This window comes from Janthinobacterium sp. SUN073, assembly GCF_030397665.1.
In the GTDB taxonomy this organism is placed as follows: Bacteria; Pseudomonadota; Gammaproteobacteria; order Burkholderiales; family Burkholderiaceae_D; genus Janthinobacterium.
In genome coordinates, this window is the sequence record NZ_JAPUBT010000010.1 from 147,041 (window position 1) to 171,159 (window position 24,119).

Consider the following 24,119-nt stretch of genomic DNA (forward strand, 5'->3'; position numbering starts at 1 on the left):
TGTACGCGGCAATGCCCCCGGAAATGGATCGGGTGGAATTGGCAGGGGCGGCAGATGCCCCTTGATCGAGCCGGATCGCCCGGAGGACTCATGCGGGCTGTAGCTGAGGCCGATTTCCGGCTCGCATATCGGCAAATGTTTACAATTGCCGATATGAAAAATGTACAGGCGCAATGTACAGGCGCGGTGTTGCCGTTATTCTTTACATCCCGCCCCACAACGCCGCAAGGGTCGCCAGCGCTGTCAATCCCGCCGTTTCCGTGCGCAGAATGCGCGGCCCCATAGCCAGGCCGATGGCGCCAGCCGCGATGGCGGCTTTTTCTTCCGCCTCGGTAAATCCGCCTTCCGGCCCTACCATCACGGTGACCGCTTGTGGTGGCTGGTGACGCGCCCAGTCGGCCAGCGACTGTTCCGCGCGCGGCGTCAAAATGATGCGTTTATGTAAATCCTGCTGGCTGCTCCAGCTATTAAAATCCTGCAATGGCGCCAACTGGGCCAGTCGGTTGCGTCCGCATTGTTCCGAGGCGGAAACGATGATGCCTTGCCAATGCGCGAGCTTTTTCTCGGCCCGCTCGCTGGACAAGCGCACCACGCAGCGTTGTGCCGCCAGCGGCACGATGCCGGCCGCGCCCAGTTCGATGGCTTTTTCGATGATCCAGTCCATTTTCGACGCTTCAGGCAGCGCCTGCGCCAGGGTCACGGCATACGGCAGTTCCGCTTCGCGCGCCACGTGCGCCTGGATTTCCGCCGTCACGCTGCGCTTGGCCACCGCCACCAGGCTGGCTTGCACTTCGCCGCCTTCGCCATTGAACAGGGTGATGACGTCGCCCGGTGCCAGGCGCACGACCTGGATATGGTGGGCGACAGCCTCCGGCAGGGCGATGGTGGTGCCGGCAACGAGCGGCTGGGGACAGAAGAAACGCGGCATGCAAATCCTAAATTGGGCGAGATACGGTTGGAAAGGGGGTGGAAAGACGTCAAAGTATAGCCATTTGGCGGGCCAGTACGCCGCAATTCTAATTTGCAGCCCCCCAGTCTGGTAAAATAGTTGACTACATAAAGCAGCCGGCCTGGGTTCTTTCTTGTCCGTGCTGTTGCAAACGAATCCCAAACTCGCGACTGACCCACACCATCATGACAACTACGCTCCCGACTACCAAAATGGCCAATGCGATCCGCGCACTGGCAATGGACGCTGTACAAAAGGCCAACTCCGGCCATCCAGGCATGCCGATGGGCATGGCCGAGATCGCAGTTGCCCTGTGGAGTGGTCATTATCGCCACAATCCCGCGAATCCAAAATGGCAGAACCGCGACCGTTTCCTGTTGTCGAACGGCCACGGCTCCATGCTGCACTACGCGCTGCTGCACCTGACGGGCTACGACCTGTCGATGGATGACATCAAGGCCTTCCGCCAGATGCATTCGAAAACCCCGGGCCACCCGGAAGTCGATGTCACGCCAGGCGTGGAAACGACCACCGGCCCGCTGGGCCAGGGTATCGCCAACGCCGTCGGCATGGCCCTGTCGGAGCAATTGCTGGCCGCTGAATTCAACAAGCCTGGCCACGACATCGTCGACCACTACACCTATGCTTTCCTGGGCGACGGTTGCCTGATGGAAGGTATTTCGCACGAAGTGTGCGCGCTGGCCGGCACCCTGGGCCTGAATAAACTGATCGCCCTGTATGATGACAACGGCATTTCCATCGATGGCAAAGTCGAAGGCTGGTTCACGGACGACACCCCGGCCCGCTTCGAAGCGTACGGCTGGAACGTCATCCGCGCCGTCGACGGTCACGATGTTGCCGCCGTGGCTGCCGCCATCGCCGCCGCCAAGACCGCCAGCAAGCCAACCTTGATCTGCTGCAAGACCATCATCGGCAAGGGTTCGCCGAACCTGCAAGGCGGCGACAAGGTCCACGGCGCCGCGCTGGGCGACAAGGAAATCGCTGCCGTGCGCGAATACATCGGCTGGGATGCCGCACCGTTCGAGATGCCAGCCGACGTGTACGCAGCCTGGGATGCCAAGAAACAAGGCGCCCTGCTGGAAGCGGACTGGAACGAGCGCTTCGCCGCGTACGGCAAGGAATTCCCGCAGCAAGCCGCTGAACTGACCCGCCGCATGCAAGGCGAGTTGCCACAGGCATTCGAAGCGGCCCTGAGCGCCGCCATCGCTTCCTGCGTGGAAAAGAAAGAAAACATCGCCACCCGCAAGGCCAGCCAGAACGCCATCCAGGCACTGGCGTCGTCGCTGCCGGAATTCCTCGGCGGCTCGGCCGACCTGACCGGTTCGAACCTGACCAACTGGAAAGAGTGCGTGGCCGTGCGTTCGGGCCAGCCTGGCAACCACATCAACTACGGTGTGCGCGAATTCGGCATGAGCGCCATCATGAACGGCATCACCCTGCACGGCGGCTACATTCCGTTCGGCGCCACGTTCCTGACGTTCTCCGACTACAGCCGCAATGCCCTGCGCATGGCCGCCCTGATGAAACTGCGTTCGATCTTCGTGTTCACCCACGATTCGATCGGCCTGGGCGAAGACGGTCCGACGCACCAATCGGTCGAGCACGTCTCGTCGATGCGTTTGATCCCGAACCTGGACAACTGGCGTCCATGCGACACCGTCGAGTCGGCTGCTGCCTGGGGCGCCGCCGTGCGCCGCAAGGATGGCCCGTCGACGCTGATCTTCTCGCGCCAGAACCTGCCATACCAGGAGCGTTCCAGCGAGCAAATTGAAAATATCTACCGCGGCGGCTATGTGCTGAACGACGTGGCGGACGCCAAGGCGATCCTGATCGCCACCGGTTCCGAAGTGGAACTGGCTGTCGCCGCCGCCAGCGCGCTGGCCTCGGAAGGCATCAACGTGCGCGTGGTGTCGATGCCGTCGACCGACGTGTATGACCGCCAGGACGCCGCCTACAAGGCCAGCGTGCTGACGAAGGGCGTGCCGCGCGTGGCCATCGAAGCGGGCGTGACCAGCTTCTGGTACAAATACGTGGGCCTGGAAGGCGCCGTAGTCGGTATCGACACGTTCGGCGAATCGGCGCCTGCCGGCGTGCTGTTCAAGCATTTCGGTTTCACGGTCGAGAACGTTGTCGCCAAGGTGAAAGCCGTTATCGCTGGCTAATATTGATTTTTAACGGCCCTGGCGATGTGCTCGCCGGGGGCGTGCATGTACCTTCTTTTTTAATCAGGAGCAGAGTATGACGATCAAAGTTGCAATCAATGGCTACGGCCGCATCGGCCGTAATGTGTTGCGCGCTTTCTACGAAGGCGGCAAGAAACAGGATATCCAGATCGTTGCCATCAACGACCTGGGCGATGCCAAATCGAACGCCCACCTGACCCGCTACGACACCGCGCACGGCAAGTTCCCGGGCACGGTTACCGTCGAAGGCGACAACATGATCGTCAATGGCGATCCGATCCGCGTGTTTGCACAGCGCAATCCTGCTGAAATCCCATGGGGCGAGCTGGGCGTGGATGTCGTGCTGGAATGCACGGGCTTCTTCACCACCAAAGAGAAAGCTTCGGCTCACTTGAAGGGCGGCGCGAAAAAAGTCATCATCTCGGCACCAGGCGGCAAGGACGTCGATGCAACCGTCGTGTTCGGCGTGAACCACTCGGTACTGAAATCGACCGACACCGTCATCTCGAACGCCTCGTGCACCACCAACTGCCTGGCACCGCTGGTCAAGCCGCTCAACGACGCCATCGGCATCGAAACGGGCCTGATGACCACCGTGCACGCCTACACCAACGACCAGGTGCTGTCCGACGTGATGCATGAAGACCTGCGCCGCGCCCGTTCGGCCACCATGAGCATGATCCCGACCAAGACGGGCGCTGCCGCCGCCGTGGGCCTGGTGCTGCCTGAGCTGAATGGCAAGCTGGACGGTTTCGCCATCCGCGTGCCGACCATCAACGTCTCGCTGGTCGACCTGACCTTCATCGCCAAGCGCGACACCACGGTGGAAGAAGTCAACGCGCTGATGAAAGCCGCGTCGGAAGGCGCGCTGGAAGGCATCCTGACGTACCAGACCGAACCGCTGGTGTCGATCGACTTCAACCATAACCCGGCTTCGTCGAACTTCGATTCGACCCTGACCAAGGTATCGGGCCGCCTGGTGAAAGTATCGTCGTGGTACGACAATGAGTGGGGTTTCTCGAACCGCATGCTCGACACCACCGTCGCGCTGATGTCGGCCAAGTAATTCACCGAAATGCTGCAGTAAACGCACCCAGTGGGGTGCCCGACCGCCCTGTCTGACAGGGCGGTTTTTTTATGCGCGTTCGCCCTGTGCGCGCATCTCTAGTGTTTTACCGTTCCAAGGGCGTTTTTTTGCGTGATTACTATTAGTTACATTTTTTCGCGTTATATGCTGGACAAAAAACATCGCCTCATTCTGCCGCGGCGTCCTGCTGCCGCGTCCCATTCCGCTTGCCTCGCAGACCGCCGTTGTCATTTTTGGTTGCAATAAAAGCCAGTTTTTCAGATGCTTACGTGATTCTGACAGGGATGTAAACAGCAAACTGGAAACTATTTATGCAGTTAAATTTAATTCTGTTTTTTCTATACATTTCGAATTTAGTGTCGCGTAATTTGTAGATAGCTATTTAATATTCTATCAAGTCGTTTTATGGCAACATAAATTAATATTTGTAACAAAATGAAAAAGCTTGCATGCATAATAAACTTTCATGCAGACAACGCCTTGCCATGTTGGGATACGTATTGCTTGCTTGGAGTATGTAATGCCGCTGACTGCTTGAATTTGAGTTGCAATAACAAAATTGACTATATAAAACGCACAAAGGGAAGAGATGTTTATCAGAGAAAAAACTAGTGTGGTCTTGGTTCGCCTGGCACTCGGCGTAATTGCTGGTACCAGTTTGTTGACTCAAGTTGTTCATGCGCAAGAAGCGAGCATGGGATCTCAAGCAGCGCCGGCGAAGATCGCTGGCGAGGCCGAGATTACCCCGGTTCAAAAAGTCTACGTGACCGGTTCCAACGTGCGCCGCATTGCGCTGGAAACGGCTTCACCGGTGCAGATCATCACGCGTGAAGAGCTTACGCGGGGCGGCGCGACGTCGCTCAATGAAGTGCTGCGCACGATTTCGTCGAACGTCGGCGGTGTTGATGAAAACCGCACCAACGGTTTTACCGCTGGCGCAGCCGGCCTGAACCTGCGCGGTTTCGGCAGCCAGGCCACTCTGACCCTGATCAATGGCCGCCGCCTGGCGCCCTATGCACAGCCAGAATTTCAGACCACGTTTGTCGACTTGAACTCGATTCCCGTCGGCGCAGTGGAACGTATCGAAATCCTGAAGGATGGTGCATCGGCCATTTACGGTTCGGAAGCCATGGCTGGCGTGGTCAACATCATTCTGCGCGACAGTTTTGAAGGCCTTGAAGTGAGCGGCTCGCTGGGCCAGTCCAGCCGTAGCGATGGCGAGCAGAAACGTGCCACCATCAGCTTCGGTAAAGGCAGCCTGGTCAAGGACCATTTCAATGCCTACGCGACAATCGATGTGCGCCAGCGCAAGCCGATGTACATGAGCAATCGCGACGATTACCTGAGCACGCAGGATCTGCGCGCGTATGGCTACAAGGATCGCCGCTCGCTGTACACCTATCCGGGTAACCTGTACTGGACCGACAAGACCAGCGGCACGTTCAAATCACAAACGATGGACAAGAGCTGCCCGGCGGACCGTCTGGTGCCTGCCGATACCGTGCTCAACGCGGGTGCCTTGGGCAAGGCGTGCGTCTTCGACGATTACAAGGACAGCACGTATAACGTGGCCGGCAAGACCGACCGCGTCGGCATTACCAGCCGCATGACCTGGCAGCCGACCGCCAGCACCACGGTCTTCAGTGAACTGATGTTCAACCGCAACAAAGCTGTCGTCACGGGCAACTTGCATTTTGTCGCCGGTCAAAACAACGAAATCATCCCGGCACTGCCGATCACGCACCCGCAGTATCCCAAGGAGCTGATTGGCCCGGATGGCAAGACGCTTGCTGGCGGCAACGGCACCGTGCGCGTGCGTGCCAAGCTGCGCGACTTCCCAGGCCAGGGCCAGGACAATACCACCGATTTCGGCCGCTATCTGGTTGGCGTCAAAGGTGACTTCAAGAACTGGGATTGGGAAACGGCTGCCCTGTACACGAACAGTAAAGTGTCATCGCGCAACACCGCCGCCATCCTGACGACGCCTTTCTTGAATGCATACAAGAACGGCACCTTCATCTTTGGCGGCGGCGATGCCAACAAGGCCTTGTATGACTCGATCACGACGAGTTCCGTCAACGTCTTCAAGTCGAGCCTGGCACAGGTGGATGGCAAGATCTCGGGCGAACTGTTCAACTTGCCGGCCGGCGCCGTCGGCCTGGCCATCGGTACGGAATTCCGCCGTGAATCGCTGGATACCTCCCCTGACCCGCAGGCCGTCGCAGGTGAAATCTACCATCAGGCACAATTGCCACCAGGTTTCTCGAACAGCCGCAATATTTCTTCCATCTATGCGGAAGCGACCGTGCCTTTGCTGAAGACCGTGGAAGCCCAGTTGGCGGTGCGCCACGACCACTACTCTGACTATGGCAACTCGACCACGCCCAAGGTGGGGCTGAAATGGAGCGCGACGCCAACGTTCATGGTACGTGGTACGTATGCTGAAGGCTTCCGCGCGCCGACCCTGGTGGAAAACTCCACCGACGTGCGTAATGCCTTCGTGTCGATCCGCGATCCCTTCCGTTGCAACGCCCAATACAAATTGGGTTGCAACACGTCCAGCGCCTATCAAAGCGGCGCGAATCCGGAACTGAAACCGGAAACGGCGAAGAGCTATACGCTGGGCTTGGCATGGGAACCGAGTTCTTCGTTCCTGGCGACGGTCGACTTGTGGCAGATCAAGCGGGTCAATGAAATCAGCACATACGATTTGACACAAGTGCTGGCGAATCCAGATCGTTACGCTGGTGACCCGGCTGTCGCCATCATCCGCGATCCCTTGACCGCCGCCGACAAGGCCGCTGGCGCCATGGCTGGTGAAGTGACCAACATCAAGATGTTGCTGACCAATGTGGCTGTCACCAAGATTCGTGGCGTGGATCTGAAACTGGCTGGCCGCATCAACCTGGGTGAGTACGGTACGCTGCAGCCAACCTTGAATGTAAGTCACATGCAGTCCTACCTGAACGCTCCGTCGCCTAATGACGAACTGATTGAGTATGCAGGCACCCGTGGTACGCCATCCGTACAGGCGACTCTGGGTCTGGCCTGGAAAAAGGCGGCCTATGCCCTGTCGGCTGATACTGTATTTACCAGCAAGATGGCATCGGTAGGCGATCGTACGCAAGAATGCGTGCTGGCAACCGAAGGCTTCCCGGAACTGTGCAAGGGCATTCCATCGTTCACGGTGGTCAACTTGGGCGGCAGCTACAGCGGCTTCAAGAATACCAAGCTGAGCTTTGCGATCCAGAATGCCTTCGACCGCAAACCGCCTTTCCATCCGAACGACACGGCCAACTACTATGCGCCGCTGCATAGCGCGATGGGCCGTTACTTCCAGATCACGGCTGATTACAGCTTCAAGTAATCGCGCGTGATGAAAAAAGGCGCCGTGACCGTGAGGTGACGGCGCTTTTTTTATCCTGCTGGGCAAGCGGCGCATGATTGCCTAAAGGAAATTAATGTCATTGTTTTTATCGAGGAGACTGTCTTGAACCGACGCATCATTCCTGTCGTGCTTAGCACCTTGTTACTCAGTAGCGGCCTGTATAGCGCCAGCGTGCGCGCCGACGAATCCATTCCCATTGCCGAATTCTTCAAAAAGGCGGAATTCAGCGGCCGCCCCATCCTGTCGCCCGATGGCCAAAGCATGGCGGTGTTGACGCCGCGCAATGGCCGCTTCGTGCTGGCGGTCATCAATCTCGATACCCGGGCCTCGACCGTGGTGGCTTCCGATCCCGACTGGAACGTGGCTAATCCCATCTGGGTCAACAACAAGCGCCTGGTGTTCAGCATCAGCAAGGGCAGCGAAGAAGTACTGGAAAAGCAGACCGGTGGCGGTTTGTTCGCCGTCAACAGCGACGGCAGCGGCTTTCGCAAGCTGGTCATCAGCGTGAAGGAATCGATGAGCTCGGGTATGCCGTACAAGCCCGTGTCCGTGCTGCAGCGCGTGGGCGGCGATAGCAACGACTTGATCGTCGTCAACAATGAACGGGGCCGCGATGCCGACCTGGGTGCCAGCGATGTGTTCCGCCTGGATACGACAAATGGCCGCATGGCCTTGTTGACCTTTAATAACCCGGGTGCCGTCAGCGGCTGGGTGCTGGACCATAATAATGTGATCCGCGTGGCATCGGCCATGACGGTGGAAGAGAGTAGCAAGCGCATCGTGCAAACCGTGTACCTGCGCGATGACGAGACGGCGCCATGGAAAGCGATCTACAAGGCGTATCTGGATGAAGGCAAGGAAATGAATCCGCTAGGCTTTGATTTCGATAACAAGACCCTGTTCGTGGCGGGACGTTTCAATGGCCGCGACAAGGCCGGCGTGCATATCTGGAACAGCGCCAACAACACGGCGGGCGAGCTGATCGCCGAGCATGCGGAAGTCGACATCGCGGGCGGCCTGGTCTTTGACGAAGCGCGCAAGAAGGTGGTGGGCGTGGCCGTCGACGGCATGAAGCCGGAAATGTATTACTTTGACGAAGATTATGCGCGCCTGCAAGCTTCGCTCGACGCCAGCCTGCCTGGCGAACACGTGGAATTCCAGTGGCGCGGCAACCGCGCCGTCGTTGTCACCACCGGCGTCAACAATGTGGGCAAGCTGTATTACTTCGATACGGTGAAGAAGGTGCTGGAGCCGCTGTACAGCGTCAAGCCCTCACTGGATGGCAAGAAGCTTTCCGAGCAGACCGTCATCCACTACAAGGCGCGCGATGGCCTGACCATCCCGGCTTACCTGACCTTGCCGCAAGGGCGCACGCCCAAGGCCCTGCCGCTGGTGGCGTACATTCACGGCGGCCCGCATGCGCGCGACAGCTTTGGCTACGATCCGATCACGCAGATGCTGGCCTCGCGCGGCTTTGCCGTGATGCAGCCGCAATTCCGCATGTCGACCGGTTTGGGCTGGAAACACCATACGGCGGGCTGGAAGCAATGGGGCCTGGCGATGCAGGATGACATCACGGACGGTATCGAGGAACTGGTCAAGCAGGGCGTGGTCGACCGCAACCGCGTCTGCATCATCGGCGCCAGCTACGGCGGCTATGCCACCATGTACGGCCTGGTGAAAAATCCCGACCTGTACAAATGCGGCATCAACTGGGTGGGCGTGACGGACGTGAAAATGTTGTTCACCGTCAACTGGTCCGATGTATCGGGCCCGGTGATGGATAACATCGGCACGAAAATGCACGGCGATCCGAAGACCGACGAGGCGTATTTCCGTAAGGTATCGGCGATCGATCATGCAGACAAGATCAAGGCGCCCGTGCTGATGGCCTACGGCAGTGAAGACCGCCGCGTGCCCCTGATCCATGGCGAGAAAATGCGCGACCAGTTGCGCAAGCAGGGCAATACGGTCGAATGGATGGTGATGACAGGCGAGGGTCATGGCTGGTCCAAGGAAAGCAACAATATCAAGTGGGGCGAAGCCGTGTACAGCTTTATTAACCGCTATATTGGTCCGGCTGCCGACAACAAGACCGCGCAGCAGTAATTCAGCGTAGCAAGGTGATGCCGTCCTGACCTGGTCTGGACGGCATTTTTGCTTTCAGAAGCGGCGCCGGTAGAAGCGCCACAGCACGCGCAAGTCGCGCAGCACGGGCACGCCGGACAGCAGGGTCAGCACGCCGGCAAGCAGGATGGTGGCCGCAGGAAAGCCGATGTGCTTGAACGCCAGTGCGCCGCTGACGCCGCCAATGAAAAAGCAGCTGATCAAGAGGCTGTGCGTTCTCAGCTTGCCGCGGTTGACCTTGACCATCCGGTCCGGCAGGTGGCGCCGATTGTAATACGCCATCTTGCCCAGTTCGATGCCGATATCGGTGGACAGGCCCGTCACGTGGGTGGTGCGGATGACGGCGCCCGAAATCTTGGTGATGATGGCGTTCTGCAAACCCATGACAAAGCACAACAGCAAGATGGTGACGGGACCCAGCACGTCGGGCATGGTGGCCAGATAATTGCCCGTCAAGCCGAACAGCAATAACAGGGCCGCTTCCAGCAGCAGGCTGGCGGCAAACTGGCTGTGCAGCCGGCGCCGCTTGCCCCAGTTCACCATGATGGCCGTGACGGCCGCACCGCTGACAAAGGCCAGCCAGGCGCCCAGCGCGGCCAGGGCCAGCGTGATATTGCCCAGCGCCAGGTCGTCCGCCATGCCGGAAACGATGCCCGTCATGTGCGAGGTATAGCCGCCGATGGCGAGAAAACCGCCCGCATTCACGGCGCCTGCCACCAGCGCCAGCACGCAGCCCAGCTGCAGGTTGGCTTGCGTATCGCGTGCCGATCCGCTCAGGCGGGACAGGTAATGGAGCGGCATGCGGGCGTGGTTTCCTTTTGCCGTGGCTTATTTATAGATGCCGGAACCGACGATCATATTGTCGACCCGTTCGATGTAGCCGGATTTTTGCTCGACCACCTTGGTCAGCGGATTGGGCCACTTGAAGTCTACCCAGCCGCGTCCGGCCGGCGTATTGGCCGTGGTGATCAGCGACTTGACGATGGCCTTGCCCTCATTGTCCTTCAGATCGATCAGGTTCTTGCCGACCATCTTGGGATTGTTGCCGTGCGCCAGGGTGACACCATTCATGTCGTACACATATATATACAGGTCGCGGTCATGGAAGCTGGTGTTGGTGGGATCGGCAATGGCGGCAAAGGCCTTTTCCTTGCCATCGGCCTTGATCATGGCCACGGCGCGCTTGGTCATGGCGATGGCTTCGTCCGCGCTGCCCTTGGGGGCGGCCCATGCCGCTGCCGGCATGGCGCAGAGGATGAAACTGGCAACGAGGGCGTGGATGCCCGTTTTTACACTCGTCTTCATACGCTGTCTCCTGGGATGATAGGCAACCCCGGCGCGGCCTGTTGTACGGCACTACTGGGAAGTGGAATTGCCTGTACGTATCATACGCCGCCGCCGGGCTTATGCAATCGTCGCGGGAAAGATCGTGTGCCACAGGCGCATCACGTTGTCCGCATGCACGCGCACTCTTTCCGGTTCCACCCGGGCCAGGTCGTGGCCCTGCAGGCGCAACTGGTGCTGCAGCTTGCGTAGCGCGCGGTAGGCGTCGGCCACCAGGGCGGCCAGCTGCGCGTCGATCAGCCCCAGTTCGCCGCACAGGCGCAGCAGGGCGATATTGCCCGAGTTGGCCGTCAGCTGCGGATACTGCGCCGCATGCTGCAGCACCAGGTATTGCACCATGAATTCGATGTCGATCATGCCACCCGGATCTTGTTTCAAATCAAAGCTGCCAGGGCGGGGCGGGTGGGCGTCCAGCATTTTCTTGCGCATGGCCACCACTTCGCCCTTGAGCGGGCCATTTTCCGGGCGCTCCTTGCGCAAGATCGTGTCGCGGATGCGTTCGAAGTGCTTGCCGATGGCGACGTCGCCAGCGCAGAAGCGCGCGCGCGTGAGCGCCTGGTGCTCCCACACCCAGGCCGCGCTGCCTTGGTAGCGCTCGAATGCCTGCACGCTGGAAACCAGCATGCCCGAGGCGCCATCGGGACGCAGGGCGATGTCGATGTCGAACAGGATGCCGGCCGAGGTGTGCGAGGTCATCCAGGTGATGAAGCGCTGCGCCAGCTTGGCGTACAGGCCGGGCGCTTCCTGGTCGTCGTCGTCGAAGAGGAAAATGACGTCGAGATCCGAGACATAGCCCAGTTCCTTGCCGCCCAGCTTGCCATATGCGATGACGGCGAATTTCGGCACCTCGCGGTGGCGTGTGGGTAAGGTTTGCCAGACGGCTTGCACGGTGGCGGCGACGATGATGTCGGCCAGCTGCGACAGGTAGTCGGCCAGCTTTTCCACGCTCAGGTCGCCGGCCAGGTCTTGCGCCAGGCACTGGAACAGCTGCGCATGGTGTGTTTCGCGCAGGATATCCATCTGCCGCTCCGTGTCGCCGGGCGCGTCGTCGAGCTGGCGCTGCAGGTCCAGCGCCAACGCGGCCGGGTCCGGCACCGTGTTGCGGATGCGTTCATCGAGCAGTTCATCGAGCAGGATAGGATGTTGCGTGAGGAAGGTGGCGGCCCAGCCGCTGGCGCACACCATGCGCACGACGCGCTCGAGCGTATGGGGATATTCCGTCAACAGCGACAGATAGGCCGAGCGGCGCGCGATGGCTTCCAAAAAGTCGAGCAGGCGGCCCAGAGTGGCCAGCTGGCTGGCGTTACCGTTGGAAACGGAGCAATCGGTGATCAGGGGCAGGGCGGAATTGACGAGGGCCACCAAACGCGTGCGGCTCGCCTCGGGCAAGGATTGCAGCCGCGGCGCCTGCCAGGTGGCCAACAATCGGCGCGCGCAGGCGGCCGGTTCGTGGAAACCCAGGGCGGCGAAGCGCGCCTCGATGGCTTCCTGCTGGTCCGAGGCGGCGCAGTCGTTCGACGTCTGCGGGTCGATGCCCGTGTCGGCCGGCGGCGTGCCGCTGCTCTTGTCGCTGAACATCTCGTCGAACTGGCCGGCGACAAACACGCGGTGCGCTTCCAGCTGGGCCAGCAGTGTGGCCGTGTCGGACAAGCCCATCATCTGCGCCACGCTCAGGCGGTCGGCCTCATTGGCGGGCAGGGTGTGGGTTTGCGCATCGTCCAGGTATTGCAGCCGGTGTTCCAGGTTGCGCAGGAAAGTGTAGGAGCCCAGTAATTGTTCCACGATGGCCGGTTCCAGCAAACCTTTGTCCGCCACCGTGCGCAGGGTGGCGCGCGTGGAACGCTCGCGCAGCTCGGCATCGCGCCCGCCGCGTATCAATTGAAACACTTGCGCCAGGAATTCGATTTCGCGGATGCCGCCGCGGCCCAGCTTGACGTTGTTGCTGCGGTCCGGGTGCAGCCGTTCCTGGCGGTTGACCTCGGCGCGGATCTGGCCATGCATGGTGCGGATGGCATCGATGACGCCGAAATCGAGGTAGCGGCGGAAGACGAAGGGTCGCACGATGGCGTCGAGCGAGGCGATATCCTCGGGCTTGCCCGTCACGGCGCGCGCCTTGACCCAGGCGTAGCGTTCCCATTCGCGGCCCTGCACGATCAGGTATTGCTCGACCATGCCCAAGCTGGCGGCCAGCGGACCCGAGTTGCCGTTCGGACGCAATGCCATGTCGACGCGGAAGGTAAAACCATCTTGCGTGATCTCGGCCAGGGCGGCGATCAGTTTCTTGCCCATGCGAATGAAAAACTCGTGATTCGACAGGCTGCGCTGGCCCGGCGCGGTGACTTGCGTGTCGCCGTCTTCCGGATACACAAAGATCAGGTCGATATCCGACGAGACATTCAGTTCGCCGCCGCCCTGCTTGCCCATCGCCAACACCATCAAGGCCTGCTCCTCGCCCGATTCTTCGCCGACGGGCATGCCATGCAGGGCCACCATCTCGGCCATGATCGTCTCCACATGCGTGCGGATGGCGAAATCGGCAAAGCCCGTCATGGCTGTCACGACTTCATTCAAGTCGGCCTGGCCGCCCAGATCGCGCTCGATCAGGCCGCAGACGAGCAGGTTGCGCAGGCGACGCATGGCCCGCTCGGGCGGCAGCGGCGGCGTGGCGGCGTTCGCCTGCTCGGCCAGCGCGGCGGCAAAGTCGAGCCCGTCCAGCGGTGCGCGCACCAGCTGCGCTATCTGTGCGGCGCGCTCGGGGGCGGCACTCAGCCAGCGCTGGTAGAAACGGGAGGCGGAGATCAAAGGCTGTGTGCTCATGGTGTCGGTAAGGGTCTCGTGGATGCTGCTTGCATGGTTCTTGTTTAACTTGGCTGCGAACGGCGGGGGATGCGGTAAAATTGTGCCGCTGGCGCGTATGCCGCCGGCAGTGCGTGCTCTTCCGGACGATGGTAAGGGAGGCTTTGCTCAGAAGCAAGCGCAAGGATGCGGGTGTGCACCACGAATGCAGACGATTTTTGCCATTATTTGACGCCGGGCCAGTTTATTAGCTTATTGATGCAAAAACCGCCAGAAGCAAGCGTGACAGAGCATGTGCCATTGGCCCTGCGCTGGCAGCGGCTGCGTGCCGCCTATCGCATGGCGAATCTGGCCACCCATCATGTATTGGGTTTTACCATCAAACTGGTGCTGCTGGCGTATTTCGCCTTCGCCGTGCTGTTTTTATTCCTGCGCTACGCCATCTTGCCGAATATCGATTACTACAAGGGCGATATCGAGCGGGCGGCCAGCCGCGCGCTGGGCAACCCTGTCAGCATCGCGCGTATTTATGCCTCCTGGCATGGCGTGCGGCCGAATCTCTTCCTCGGCGACGTGAGCCTGCGCGACCAGGCGGGTCGCCAGGCGCTGAGCCTGCCGAGCATCTCGGCCACCGTGTCGTGGTGGAGCGTGCTCGGTTCCGTGCGCTTCGATACCCTGGAAATCACGCGGCCCGACCTGGATGTACGGCGCAGCAAGGATGGCAAGCTGTATGTGGCAGGCGTGCTGGTCGACAGCACGCAAGGCAGCGATGGCAAGGGTGCCGACTGGCTGCTGTCCCAGCATGAGATCATCATTCGCGACGGCAAAGTGCGCTGGACCGACGAAGCGCGCGGCACGCCGGAGCTGGCTTTAAGCCAGGTCAACTTGCTGCTGCGCAACCACTGGCGCAGCCACCGGCTGGGTTTGCAGGCTACCCCGCCTGCCAGCCTGGCCGCACCCATTGATGTGCGCGCTCACTTCTCGCATCCGCCTTTCAGCACGCGTATCTCCGATGTGTCGATGTGGAAGGGGGAGCTGTACGCCGACCTGAAAAACGCCGACCTGGCCGCCTGGCGCCGCTATCTCGACTACCCGTTTGAATTAAGCCAGGGCAAGGGCGCCCTGCGCGCCTGGCTGAGCCTGGATCACGCGCGCCTGGCCGGCTTCACGGCCGATGTGGGTCTGACGGATGTGCAGGCGCAGCTGGGCGAGCATATCGCCCCGCTCGACTTGCTGTCGGTCAGCGGGCGCATTTCGGCAAAGGAAGAGCTGTCGGCGAAGGTGCCGGACGGCAAGCCAACCTTTGGCGCGAATGGACACCAGGTGGAGTTGACGAATTTCGCAGTGGAAACCCGCGATGGCCTCAGCTTGCCGCCCACGACCTTGTCCGAGCGCTACATTGCTGCAAGCAAACGCAAGCCGGCGCGTACGGAAATCACGGCCAAGTCGCTCGATTTGCAAACCCTGGCCGCGCTGGCCGACAAGCTGCCGCTGGGCGAGCAGCAGCGCCAGCGCCTCGATGCCCTGGCGCCGCGCGGGCGTTTGCAGGATTTTTCAGCGCAATGGGACGGCGACATGGCCACGCCCGCCAGCTACCGCCTGCGCGGCAAGCTCATCGATCTTGGTCTGAATGCGCAGCCGGCACGCCTGGCCGTGGCGAAGACGGCGACCAGCCCTGCACAGGCGGCCGCGCCGGCCATTCCTGGCTTCGACCATCTGACCGGCAGCATCGACGCCCATGACAAGGGCGGCACCATTGCCATCGACGCGCAGGAACTGGTATTGCAGTTCCCCACCTACCTGAGCGAGCCGGCCTTGCCGTTCGAACAATTCGCCATGCAGGCGCGCTGGACCTTTGAAGCGGAGAATATGCTGCAAGTCGGGTTGGACAAGCTGGACTTCAATCAGCAAGGCTTGCGCGTCGCCCTGCAAGGCACGCACCGCATGCCGCTCGACGGCAAGAACCTGGGTCAGGTCGACTTGACGGGCACGATCGACAATTTCCAGATCAACACCATCGGCCGCTATCTGCCGCTGCAAACGCCCGAGCACCTGCGCCACTGGCTGACGGGCGCGCTGGAAGGCGGCGTGGCGCGCGATGTCAGCCTGCGCCTGCGCGGCGAACTCGAACATTTCCCCTTCAAGGGGGACACGCCGGCCCAGCGCAATCGTGGCGACTTCCGCGTGGCCGGCAAGCTCGAGAACGGCATCCTCAATTATGCACCGGGCGAGTTTGCGGAAAACGGACCGCTGGCGGGCAAGGCGCCGTTGTGGCCGCAGGCGGAAAAAATCAAGGGCAGCTTTATTTTCGAGCGGGCGCGCATGGAAATTCGCGGCGACACGGCCACCACGGGCGGCGTGGCTCTGACGAATGTCAAAGCCGTGATCCCCGACCTGACCGTGTTCGACACCTTGCTCGATATCGAGGGCAATGCGGCCGGCCAGATGCAGGAATTCCTCAAGTACGTGACGGCCAGCCCCGTGCTGGGCTGGATCGAGCATTTCACGGATGAAACGACGGCGACGGGCAACGCCAAACTGGCCCTCAAATTGCACTTGCCGATCGAGCGCATGCTCGAGGCGACCGTGCAGGGCAGCTTGCAACTGGCGGGCAACGACGTGGTGCTGTTCCACGACATGCCGCCCGTGCTGGGCACGCAGGGCAAGATCGAATTTAACGAAAAGGGCGTCAACCTGAATGGCTTGAACGGCAGCCTGCTGGGCGGGCCGCTGGCCATCTCGGGCGGCTCGCAGCCGGACAATTCCATCCAGGTAAAAATCGCTGGCAACATGACCATCGACGGCTTGCGCAAGACGTATCCGGCGCCCGTGTTGCAGCGCCTGGCGAAACATTTGAATGGCGGCGCGCGCTACAGCGGCCTGATCACGGCGCGCGACCATCAGGTGGTGGTCAATGTCGAGTCGCCGCTGACGGGCCTGGGCCTGGATTTCCCCGCGCCCTTGAAAAAGCCGGCCGGCGACAGCCTGCCCGTAAAATTCACCCTGACGGGCAATGCGGCGAACGGCGCCGGCCTGCGCACGGACGATATCCGCATCGCGCTGGGGTCTGGCATCGCCGCCCGCTACCAGCGCCAGAAGCAGGGCAAGGATGCCTGGCGCCTGCTGCGCGGCGGCATCGGCGTAAACGTGCCGGCGCCGGAACCGGACAGCGGCATGATGCTCAACGTAAATATGAAAACCCTGGACGTGGACAGCTGGATCGACGTCGGCGGCGAAATCGCCGGCAACGCCACGGCGCCGGCCGAGGCGGGTGGCAACGCCGACGACGCACCCGACATCGCGCAATATGTGGTGCCGGACATGATGGCGGCGCGCGCCGGCGAACTGATGCTGGGCGAGCGCAAGCTGGAAAACGTGGTGGTGGGCGCCACGCATCAAAAGGATGTGTGGCAAGCCAATATTGACGCGAAACAAGTATCGGGCTATGTGACGTGGCTCGAAACTCCGTCCGGCCTGGGCAAGATGACGGCGCGCCTGTCGTCGCTGATCATTCCGGAATCGGCCGTCAACGATGTGAAGAGCTTACTGGAAGGCAAGAGCGGCGCCCAGTCGATCCCGTCGCTCGATATCATCGCCGAGCAATTTGAACTGTTCAACAAGAAGATCGGCCGGCTGGAGTTGCAGGCCTATAACACCATGGCGGCGGGCGGGCGCGAGTGGCGCGTGGGCAAGCTGCAACTGTCGAACGCCGATGGTGCGCTGAGCGGCAATGGCAAATGGGTCATCAAGGATGGGCAAAGCACGACCAGCCTGCGTTTCGGCCTCGATATCGTCGATGCGGGCAAGTTGCTTGACCGCTTCGGTTTTGCCGACACGGTGCGTCGCGGCAAGGGGCGCCTGAGTGGCGACATCGCCTGGAACGGCTTGCCGTATTCGCTCGACATTCCCACCCTGTCGGGACAGATCGAGATGAATGTGGAATCGGGCCAGTTCCTCAAGCAGGATCCGGGCGCGGCCAAGCTGTTGGGCGTGCTCAGCCTGCAAGCCTTGCCCCGTTTGCTGAAACTCGATTTCCACGATGTGTTTTCCGAAGGCCTGGCCTTCGACGGCATCACGGCCAACGCCAGCATCAAGCGCGGCGTGGTGACGACCGACAACCTCAAGATGCACGGCGTGGCGGCCACCGTGCTGATGGATGGCAAGGCCGACATCGCCAATGAAACGACGAATTTGCACGTGGTGGTGATCCCGGAATTTAACCTGGGCACGGGGCCGCTCGTGTATGCGCTGGCCGTCAACCCCGTCATCGGCCTGGGTAGTTTCCTGGCGCAATTGTTCCTGCGTGCCCCCGTGATGAAGGCGCTCACCTATCACATGCAGATCGCCGGCCCGTGGAAGTCGCCCGTCGTGACCAAGCTCGATGGTGGTAAATTGGAGCCTGTCGCCGTGCCTGCCGCCGCAGCCGGGGAGGCGGTGGCGAAATAGGCGAGGCGTTCGAATGGATAAGAGGTGGCAATGATGCATACAGTGGCAGCAGTACAAATGATTTCTTCGCCGTCCGTGGCAGACAACCTGGCCACGGCGCGACGCCTGGTGGCGCAGGCCGCCGCCGCTGGCGCGCAGCTGGTGGTGCTGCCCGAATACTGGGCCATCATGGGCCAGCAGGAAACGGACAAGCTGGCCCATGCGGAACAGCCCGGCAGCGGACCGATCCAGGATGGCATGGCGCAGATGGCGCGCCAGCACGGCATCTGGCTGATCGGCGGCACCTTGCCCCTGATCTCCGGCGAGGAGGGCAAGGTCTTGAATACCACGCTGGTGTATGACCCGCAGGGCGAGCCGGCCGGCCGCTACGACAAGATCCACCTGTTCGGTTTTACGCGCGGCACCGAGTCGTACAATGAATCGCGCACCATCGTGCCCGGTGCGCAGGTGCGCGCGATCGAGACGCCGTTCGGCCGCGTCGGCCTGTCCATCTGCTATGACTTGCGCTTTCCCGAACTGTATCGCGCCATGGGCGATTGCGCGCTGATCGTCGTGCCGGCCGCATTTACCTATACGACGGGCAGCGCCCACTGGGAAGTGCTGCTGCGCGCGCGCGCCATCGAAAACCAGTGCTATGTGCTGGCCTCGGCGCAGGGCGGCTTGCATCCGAATGGCCGGCGCACCTGGGGCCACAGCATGCTGATCGACCCGTGGGGCGAAGTCAAAGCTGTGTTGCCCGAAGGCGAGGGCGTGGTCAGCGGCGAGATCGACCTGGTGTTTTTGGCCGGCGTGCGCGAATCCTTGCCTGCCCTGGCGCATCGCACTATGTGAGGGTACCTGACATAAGCTACTGCGCGTCGCGCTTTGCGGCCTGCGATGCTCACCGTGCTCAAGCACGGCTGCGCTTCTCGGCCACAAATCACTGCCGCTCGTTACGCTTCTGTCAGGTACTGAGAATGAGTTGAATATAATTAGCGAGTGCAAAGTTATGAAGCCATTTGAACCGAATCTGTCCAGCCTGGCCGTGGCGCGCGACATCCTGCTCACGCCGTTCGGCCTGGACGAAGACAAGCTGCTCAAAGCCCTGGGCACGATGTTTACGCACAAGGTCGACTATGCCGACCTGTATTTCCAGTCGACCAGGAGCGAAGGCTGGAGTCTGGAAGAGGGCATCGTCAAGACGGGCAGTTTTTCCATCGACCAGGGCGTGGGCGTGCGCGCCGTGTCCGGCGACAAGACGGCCTTTGCGTATTCCGACGATATTTCCGAGCGGGCCTTGCTGGAAGCGGCAGCGGCCACGCGCACCATCGCGCGCGCGGGTGCCGGAAAAGTCAAGATCGCGGGCCAGATGCAGCCGCAGGGTGGGCGTTCGCTGTACCTGCCCAATGATCCGCTCGCTTCGCTGGATGCCACGGCCAAGGTGCAGCTGCTTGAGCGCGTGGAAAAGATGGCGCGGGCGAAAGACCCCAGAGTCGTGCAGGTGATGGCGGGCCTGGCGGGCGAGTACGACGTGGTGCTGGTGCTGCGCAGCGACGGCGTGCTGGCGGCTGACATCCGCCCGCTGGTGCGCGTCTCGCTCACCGTGATCGCGGAGCAGAATGGCCGCCGCGAAACGGGTTCGGCCGGTGGTGGCGGGCGTTACAGCTATGACTATTTCAGTGATGCCGTGCTGGAACAATATGCGGCAGACGCCGTCAATTCGGCCCTGGTGAACCTGGAAGCGCGCCCCGCGCCCGCCGGTCCCATGACCATCGTGCTGGGACCGGGCTGGCCCGGCATCCTGCTGCACGAGGCGATCGGCCATGGCCTGGAAGGCGATTTCAACCGCAAGGGTTCGTCCGCGTTTTCCGGATGCATCGGCGAACGCGTGGCGGCCAAGGGCGTCACGGTGGTCGATGATGGCACCCTGGCTGGCCGGCGTGGCTCCCTGAATATCGACGACGAGGGCAACCCTACGCAGTGCACGACCCTGATCGAGGATGGCATCCTGAAGGGTTACATTCAGGACACGATGAATGCGCGCCTGATGAAGATGCCCGTGACGGGCAATGCGCGCCGCGAATCGTTCGCCCACCTGCCCATGCCGCGCATGACGAACACGTATATGCTGGGCGGCGACAAGGACCCGGGCGAGATCCTCGCTTCCGTGAAAAATGGTTTATATGCCGTCAATTTTGGCGGCGGTCAGGTGGACATTACCAACGGCAAGTTTGTCTTCTCGGCCAGCGAAGCGTACATGATCGAAAACGGCAAGCTCAGCTATCCTGTCAAAGGGGCGACTTTGATCGGCAATGGTCCGGACGTGCTCAACCGCGTCTCCATGATCGGCAACGACATGCGCCTCGATTCGGGTGTGGGCGTGTGTGGCAAGGAGGGGCAGAGCGTGCCCGTGGGCGTGGGGCAGCCGACCCTGCGCCTGGACGGCATTACCGTCGGCGGCACAGCCTGATTTTTCTGGACACGGCGCGGCCAACAAGGTTGTCGGATTACGCCCTCCGGGCTAATCTGACCATCTTTTCTGAGATGGCGCTCGCGTAGGTCGGGTTAGCGCAAGGCGCGTAACCCGACACCACTGCCGGCCGCGTCAACACGGGTGTCGGATTACGCGTGGCTTCGCCCCGCTAATCCGACCTACGCTCCCGCTTTTCCGATTTCTCAGAATTTGTATTTCACCCCCGCACTGACAAAGCGTCCCGCCGCGCCCGCGTAGTCGAGCGGGTTGTAGCCCGTGGCGCCATACGTGAGCGGATCGAGCGGGGCGATCTTGTCGAACAGGTTTTGCACCGTTGCAAACACTTCCAGCTTGGGCGTGGCCAGCCAGCGGGCCGTCAGGTCCACCGTCGTGAACGAGGCGATGCGGCAGCCGCGCGGCGCATCCGTACCGTCGGCGAAATGCGTGGCGCAGCCGTCCGGATCGTTCTTGAAGCTGATATTGTCGAGCGGCGCGCGGTAGTTGACATTGGCCGAGACGCGCCAGTTCTGGCGCTCCCAGGTGGCGCCCAGGTTGATGCGGTCAGCCGGCGTGCCCATGCAGTTGGAAACATCGCAATTGCCGTGCGTGCCGGCGAAATCGCGCTGCGTGCCGTCCTGCTCCGTGCGCAGCCATTTGTACAGATGCGTCCACTTCAGGTCGAACACCAGGTTGCCATAGTCGCCGCCCAGGTTGAAGCGCTGGCGCGCGTCGATATCGATGCCGCGCACCGTGGTTTGCGCGGAATTGACATAGCTGGCCAGCACGGCCGTGATGGCACCCGGATCGCCGGGCTTGTCGCTGGCCGTGGACGGGTCGCGCGCCACGTGGCCCTCGGCAATCGCCGTGTCCGTCTGTTCCTGGTTGATCTCATTCTTGCGGCGGATTTGCCACAGATCGACGGAAATGCTGCTGCGCGGCAGCGGGTCCCACACGGCGCCCACGGAATAGCTGCGAGAACGCTCGGGCGACAGCCTGGGATTGGGCGAGGTGATGACGGCGATCGATGCGGGGTCGCACGCGACGTCCACGCCCAGCGCGCAGCGCAGCGGGTCGCTGGCGGTGGAGAAGGCCGCCAGGCCGCCAACGCCGTTTTCCGCCGCACTGGGCGCGCGGAAGCCCTTGGCGAAGGTGCCGCGCAGGGCCAGTTCGCGCACGGGAGTCCATTTTATGCCCACTTTCGGCGTGTAGGAATTGCCCACGTCAGTGAAATGGTCGGCGCGCAGGGCGCCCGACAGCTCCACGGTTTTCAGCACGGACGCCAGCACCTCCGCATACAGGGCCGAGGCGTTGCGGCTGCCCTTGTAGGCGGAATAACCGAGGCCGATGATATTGCCCCGTTCCGTGCCCGTGGTCGGGTTGAGTTCCGTCGATTCATGGCGGAATTCCGCACCCACGGCCACGCTCAGGCCGCCGCCGTCGAGCTTGGCCACCTCGCGGCTGGCCTTGAAGTCGATCTGCGCGATATGCGTCTTGGCGTCGTTCGAGATGCGTGGCGACAGGGCCGCGTACAGGGCGGGTGAATTGAGGCCCGCGTTTTCCGCGATGCGCCATACGCTGCCGGCGGGCAGGGCCGCATAGGCCGGGTTCAGGCGGGCCGCGGCCACATTCGCGTCGCTGGGGTTGAGCAGGGCGAAGGCCACGTCGCGCTGCAGGAAGCCGCCTTGCTCGTTCGCGACCTTGTTTTGTGAGTACAGCAGGGCGCTGTCGATGTCCCAGCCCGCCACGCTGCCCTTGATGCCGGCGACAAAGCGCGCAAAGGTGGAATCGACTTCCGAGGTGCGCGGGCCGACGTCGGCGGTCAGGTAACGCAGTCGTGCATCGCGGCCGAAGTAGGGATTGTCAGGATGGCCGGCGCCCAGCGCCACTGCCGCATTGCTGACGGGGCCGCCAGGAAAACCCACCGAGCCACTGATGGTCGACGGCGTGGTGACGGAACTCGATTCGCTGTGATACAGATTCAGTTCCACATAGGTTTGCAGTGCCGGCGTCAGTTGCCAGGCGCCACGGCCAAAAAAATTGATGTTCTTTTGCTTGGGCTGGATCTGGCCATATTGTTGCGCGGCATCGGTCAGGCAGCCGCCACCCGGATCGCCTTGCGGGTGGTTTGTGAAGTTGCCGCAGGCGGCGCCGGGGAAGGTGCGCGTAAAGCCCACGCCGCCCAGGTTGCCACGGTTATAGTAATTGAAGGTGTCGGGATTGCGCACATTGCCGTTGACGGCGCTGCCGGCCGCATTGTTGTCGGTGATGGCGCCGGCGCCACTGAGTGATTCCTGCGCGCTGAAGCCCAGGTCGCGCAAGTCGCTGCGGCCGACGGCGCCCCGTCCTGCCCGGTCGCGGTTCGAGATCGCCCCTTTTTCGCTGTATTCCAGGTTCAGCAGCACATTGTAGCGGTCGTTGTCGATATCGCCGAAACCGTGCGTGATGGACGCGCGCGCCTCGCGCCCATCCCAGTCCTTGGTCTTGCCGTAATTGCCCTTCACGGCCGTGCCCTGGTAGTCGCCCCGCAGGATCACATTGACGACGCCGGCGATGGCGTCCGAGCCGTAGATGGCCGAGGCGCCATCCTTGAGGATTTCCACGCGTTCCACCGCTTCCAGGGGGATGATGTTCAGGTCGGCAAACACTTTCTGGCCGTCGTCGGCCAGGCCGTAGGGCGCCACGCGGCGCCCGTTCAGCAAGACCAGGGTCGACGCCGTGCCCAGGCCGCGCAGCGAGATGCCCGACGCGCCGGCGGCAAAGCCGCCGCTGAAGCTGGTAGGGACCGAGCCCTGGTTGTCGACGGCCAGGGTTTGCAGCAGTTCGGCCACGCTGGCCTTGCCCGATTTTTCAATGTCGGCAGCGCTCAGGGTTTGCACGGCCGAGGCTGTTTCAGCCTGGGCGCGGCGGATGTTCGAGCCGGTGATTTCCACGCGCTGCAGGGGCGCGGGTGCGGCATTGTCCTGTGCCAGGACGGGTAGACTCAGCAGTGCACTGGCCAGTGTCAGGCCCAGGCGTGGTGGTGAAAAGGCAGCTGGCTGAAACAAGGGTGTAGGGCTCATTTTGTTCTCCGGAAAGGTCAGGCCATCAAAGGTCGTCGATGCGTCTTTGAATCTTGTCCGTCCGGTTTGCCCGCGATTAGATCTTGATCAGTAGTGTGTCGCTTGCCGTCGCTGCAATGGGCGTTGCGTGGTGTGCGCGCCACGACGGCCTCAGCACTGGACTGACCATGCCGGTCTAAGGGCGCGCAACTTTTTATGCTTTTTTACGCGCTTTGCCGTCTAAAACGGCAGCGGCATGCGGCTTTGCCGACAAATATGCTTGCCAAT

12 protein-coding genes are annotated in these 24,119 nt (G+C 61.7%); 7 read left to right on the plus strand and 5 right to left on the minus strand.

Annotated elements, in window-relative coordinates; all coding sequences use genetic code 11:
• Positions 1-202 precede the first annotated feature (202 nt).
• Positions 203-928 carry a 16S rRNA (uracil(1498)-N(3))-methyltransferase gene (locus O0882_RS23020; protein ID WP_289951824.1) on the minus strand — a complete coding sequence of 242 codons (726 nt, stop codon included), beginning with the start codon at positions 926-928 and terminating at the stop codon, positions 203-205.
• A gap of 206 nt (positions 929-1,134) precedes the next feature.
• Between O0882_RS23020 and tkt the strand changes: the two genes are divergently transcribed.
• The 4 genes from tkt to O0882_RS23040 all read left to right on the plus strand — a co-directional run bounded on the left by tkt (position 1,135) and on the right by O0882_RS23040 (position 9,737).
• Positions 1,135-3,132 carry a transketolase gene (gene tkt / locus O0882_RS23025; protein WP_289951825.1) on the plus strand — a complete coding sequence of 666 codons (1,998 nt, stop codon included), beginning with the start codon at positions 1,135-1,137 and terminating at the stop codon, positions 3,130-3,132.
• Between the two features lie 76 nt (positions 3,133-3,208).
• Positions 3,209-4,219 (plus strand): type I glyceraldehyde-3-phosphate dehydrogenase, encoded by a 1,011-nt coding sequence (gap, locus tag O0882_RS23030; RefSeq protein ID WP_096234037.1) that lies wholly within the window; start codon positions 3,209-3,211, stop codon positions 4,217-4,219.
• A 715-nt stretch (positions 4,220-4,934) separates the two neighbouring features.
• Positions 4,935-7,607: a TonB-dependent receptor gene (locus O0882_RS23035; protein WP_289951826.1), complete on the plus strand. Its 2,673-nt coding sequence runs from the start codon at positions 4,935-4,937 to the stop codon at positions 7,605-7,607.
• 123 nt (positions 7,608-7,730) lie between these two features.
• Positions 7,731-9,737 carry a prolyl oligopeptidase family serine peptidase gene (locus O0882_RS23040; protein WP_289951827.1) on the plus strand — a complete coding sequence of 669 codons (2,007 nt, stop codon included), beginning with the start codon at positions 7,731-7,733 and terminating at the stop codon, positions 9,735-9,737.
• 54 nt (positions 9,738-9,791) lie between these two features.
• On the opposite strand, the gene O0882_RS23045 is transcribed toward O0882_RS23040, so the two are convergent.
• From O0882_RS23045 to glnE, 3 genes are all read right to left on the minus strand, one after another.
• Positions 9,792-10,556 carry a YoaK family protein gene (locus O0882_RS23045; protein ID WP_116743320.1) on the minus strand — a complete coding sequence of 255 codons (765 nt, stop codon included), beginning with the start codon at positions 10,554-10,556 and terminating at the stop codon, positions 9,792-9,794.
• A gap of 27 nt (positions 10,557-10,583) precedes the next feature.
• Complete coding sequence (locus O0882_RS23050) at positions 10,584-11,060, minus strand: cache domain-containing protein (protein ID WP_289951828.1); 477 nt, start codon at positions 11,058-11,060, stop codon at positions 10,584-10,586.
• A 99-nt stretch (positions 11,061-11,159) separates the two neighbouring features.
• Positions 11,160-13,940, minus strand: coding sequence for a bifunctional [glutamate--ammonia ligase]-adenylyl-L-tyrosine phosphorylase/[glutamate--ammonia-ligase] adenylyltransferase (gene glnE, locus O0882_RS23055; protein WP_289951941.1), 2,781 nt, complete (start codon positions 13,938-13,940; stop codon positions 11,160-11,162).
• A gap of 237 nt (positions 13,941-14,177) precedes the next feature.
• Here glnE and O0882_RS23060 point away from each other — a divergent pair, with 237 nt between their 5' ends.
• The 3 genes from O0882_RS23060 (at position 14,178) to tldD (ending at position 20,790) form a co-directional block, all read left to right on the plus strand.
• Entirely contained in the window at positions 14,178-18,341 is a 4,164-nt protein-coding gene (locus O0882_RS23060) for a YhdP family protein (protein ID WP_354670287.1), read from the plus strand.
• 30 nt (positions 18,342-18,371) lie between these two features.
• The gene (locus O0882_RS23065; protein WP_116743322.1) at positions 18,372-19,172 is read left to right on the plus strand and encodes a carbon-nitrogen hydrolase family protein; all 801 of its coding nucleotides are present in this window, start codon (positions 18,372-18,374) and stop codon (positions 19,170-19,172) included.
• A 157-nt stretch (positions 19,173-19,329) separates the two neighbouring features.
• On the plus strand, positions 19,330-20,790 hold the full coding sequence (gene tldD / locus O0882_RS23070) for a metalloprotease TldD (RefSeq protein WP_289951832.1): 1,461 nt from the start codon (positions 19,330-19,332) through the stop codon (positions 20,788-20,790).
• Positions 20,791-20,996: 206 nt separating this feature from the next.
• Here the strand turns inward: tldD and O0882_RS23075 are convergent, their stop codons facing one another.
• Positions 20,997-23,852 carry a TonB-dependent receptor gene (locus O0882_RS23075; protein WP_289951833.1) on the minus strand — a complete coding sequence of 952 codons (2,856 nt, stop codon included), beginning with the start codon at positions 23,850-23,852 and terminating at the stop codon, positions 20,997-20,999.
• Positions 23,853-24,119 lie beyond the last annotated feature (267 nt).

What these genes read in the sequence shown, in the direction of transcription:
- O0882_RS23020 (WP_289951824.1), bottom strand. Translation starts at nt 928, where the DNA reads ATGCCGCGTTTCTTCTGTCCCCAGCCGCTCGTTGCCGGCACCACCATC.
- tkt (WP_289951825.1), top strand. Translation starts at nt 1,135, where the DNA reads ATGACAACTACGCTCCCGACTACCAAAATGGCCAATGCGATCCGCGCA.
- gap (WP_096234037.1), top strand. Translation starts at nt 3,209, where the DNA reads ATGACGATCAAAGTTGCAATCAATGGCTACGGCCGCATCGGCCGTAAT.
- O0882_RS23035 (WP_289951826.1), top strand. Translation starts at nt 4,935, where the DNA reads ATGGGATCTCAAGCAGCGCCGGCGAAGATCGCTGGCGAGGCCGAGATT.
- O0882_RS23045 (WP_116743320.1), bottom strand. Translation starts at nt 10,556, where the DNA reads ATGCCGCTCCATTACCTGTCCCGCCTGAGCGGATCGGCACGCGATACG.
- O0882_RS23050 (WP_289951828.1), bottom strand. Translation starts at nt 11,060, where the DNA reads ATGAAGACGAGTGTAAAAACGGGCATCCACGCCCTCGTTGCCAGTTTC.
- O0882_RS23065 (WP_116743322.1), top strand. Translation starts at nt 18,372, where the DNA reads ATGATGCATACAGTGGCAGCAGTACAAATGATTTCTTCGCCGTCCGTG.
- tldD (WP_289951832.1), top strand. Translation starts at nt 19,330, where the DNA reads ATGAAGCCATTTGAACCGAATCTGTCCAGCCTGGCCGTGGCGCGCGAC.
- O0882_RS23075 (WP_289951833.1), bottom strand. Translation starts at nt 23,852, where the DNA reads ATGAGCCCTACACCCTTGTTTCAGCCAGCTGCCTTTTCACCACCACGC.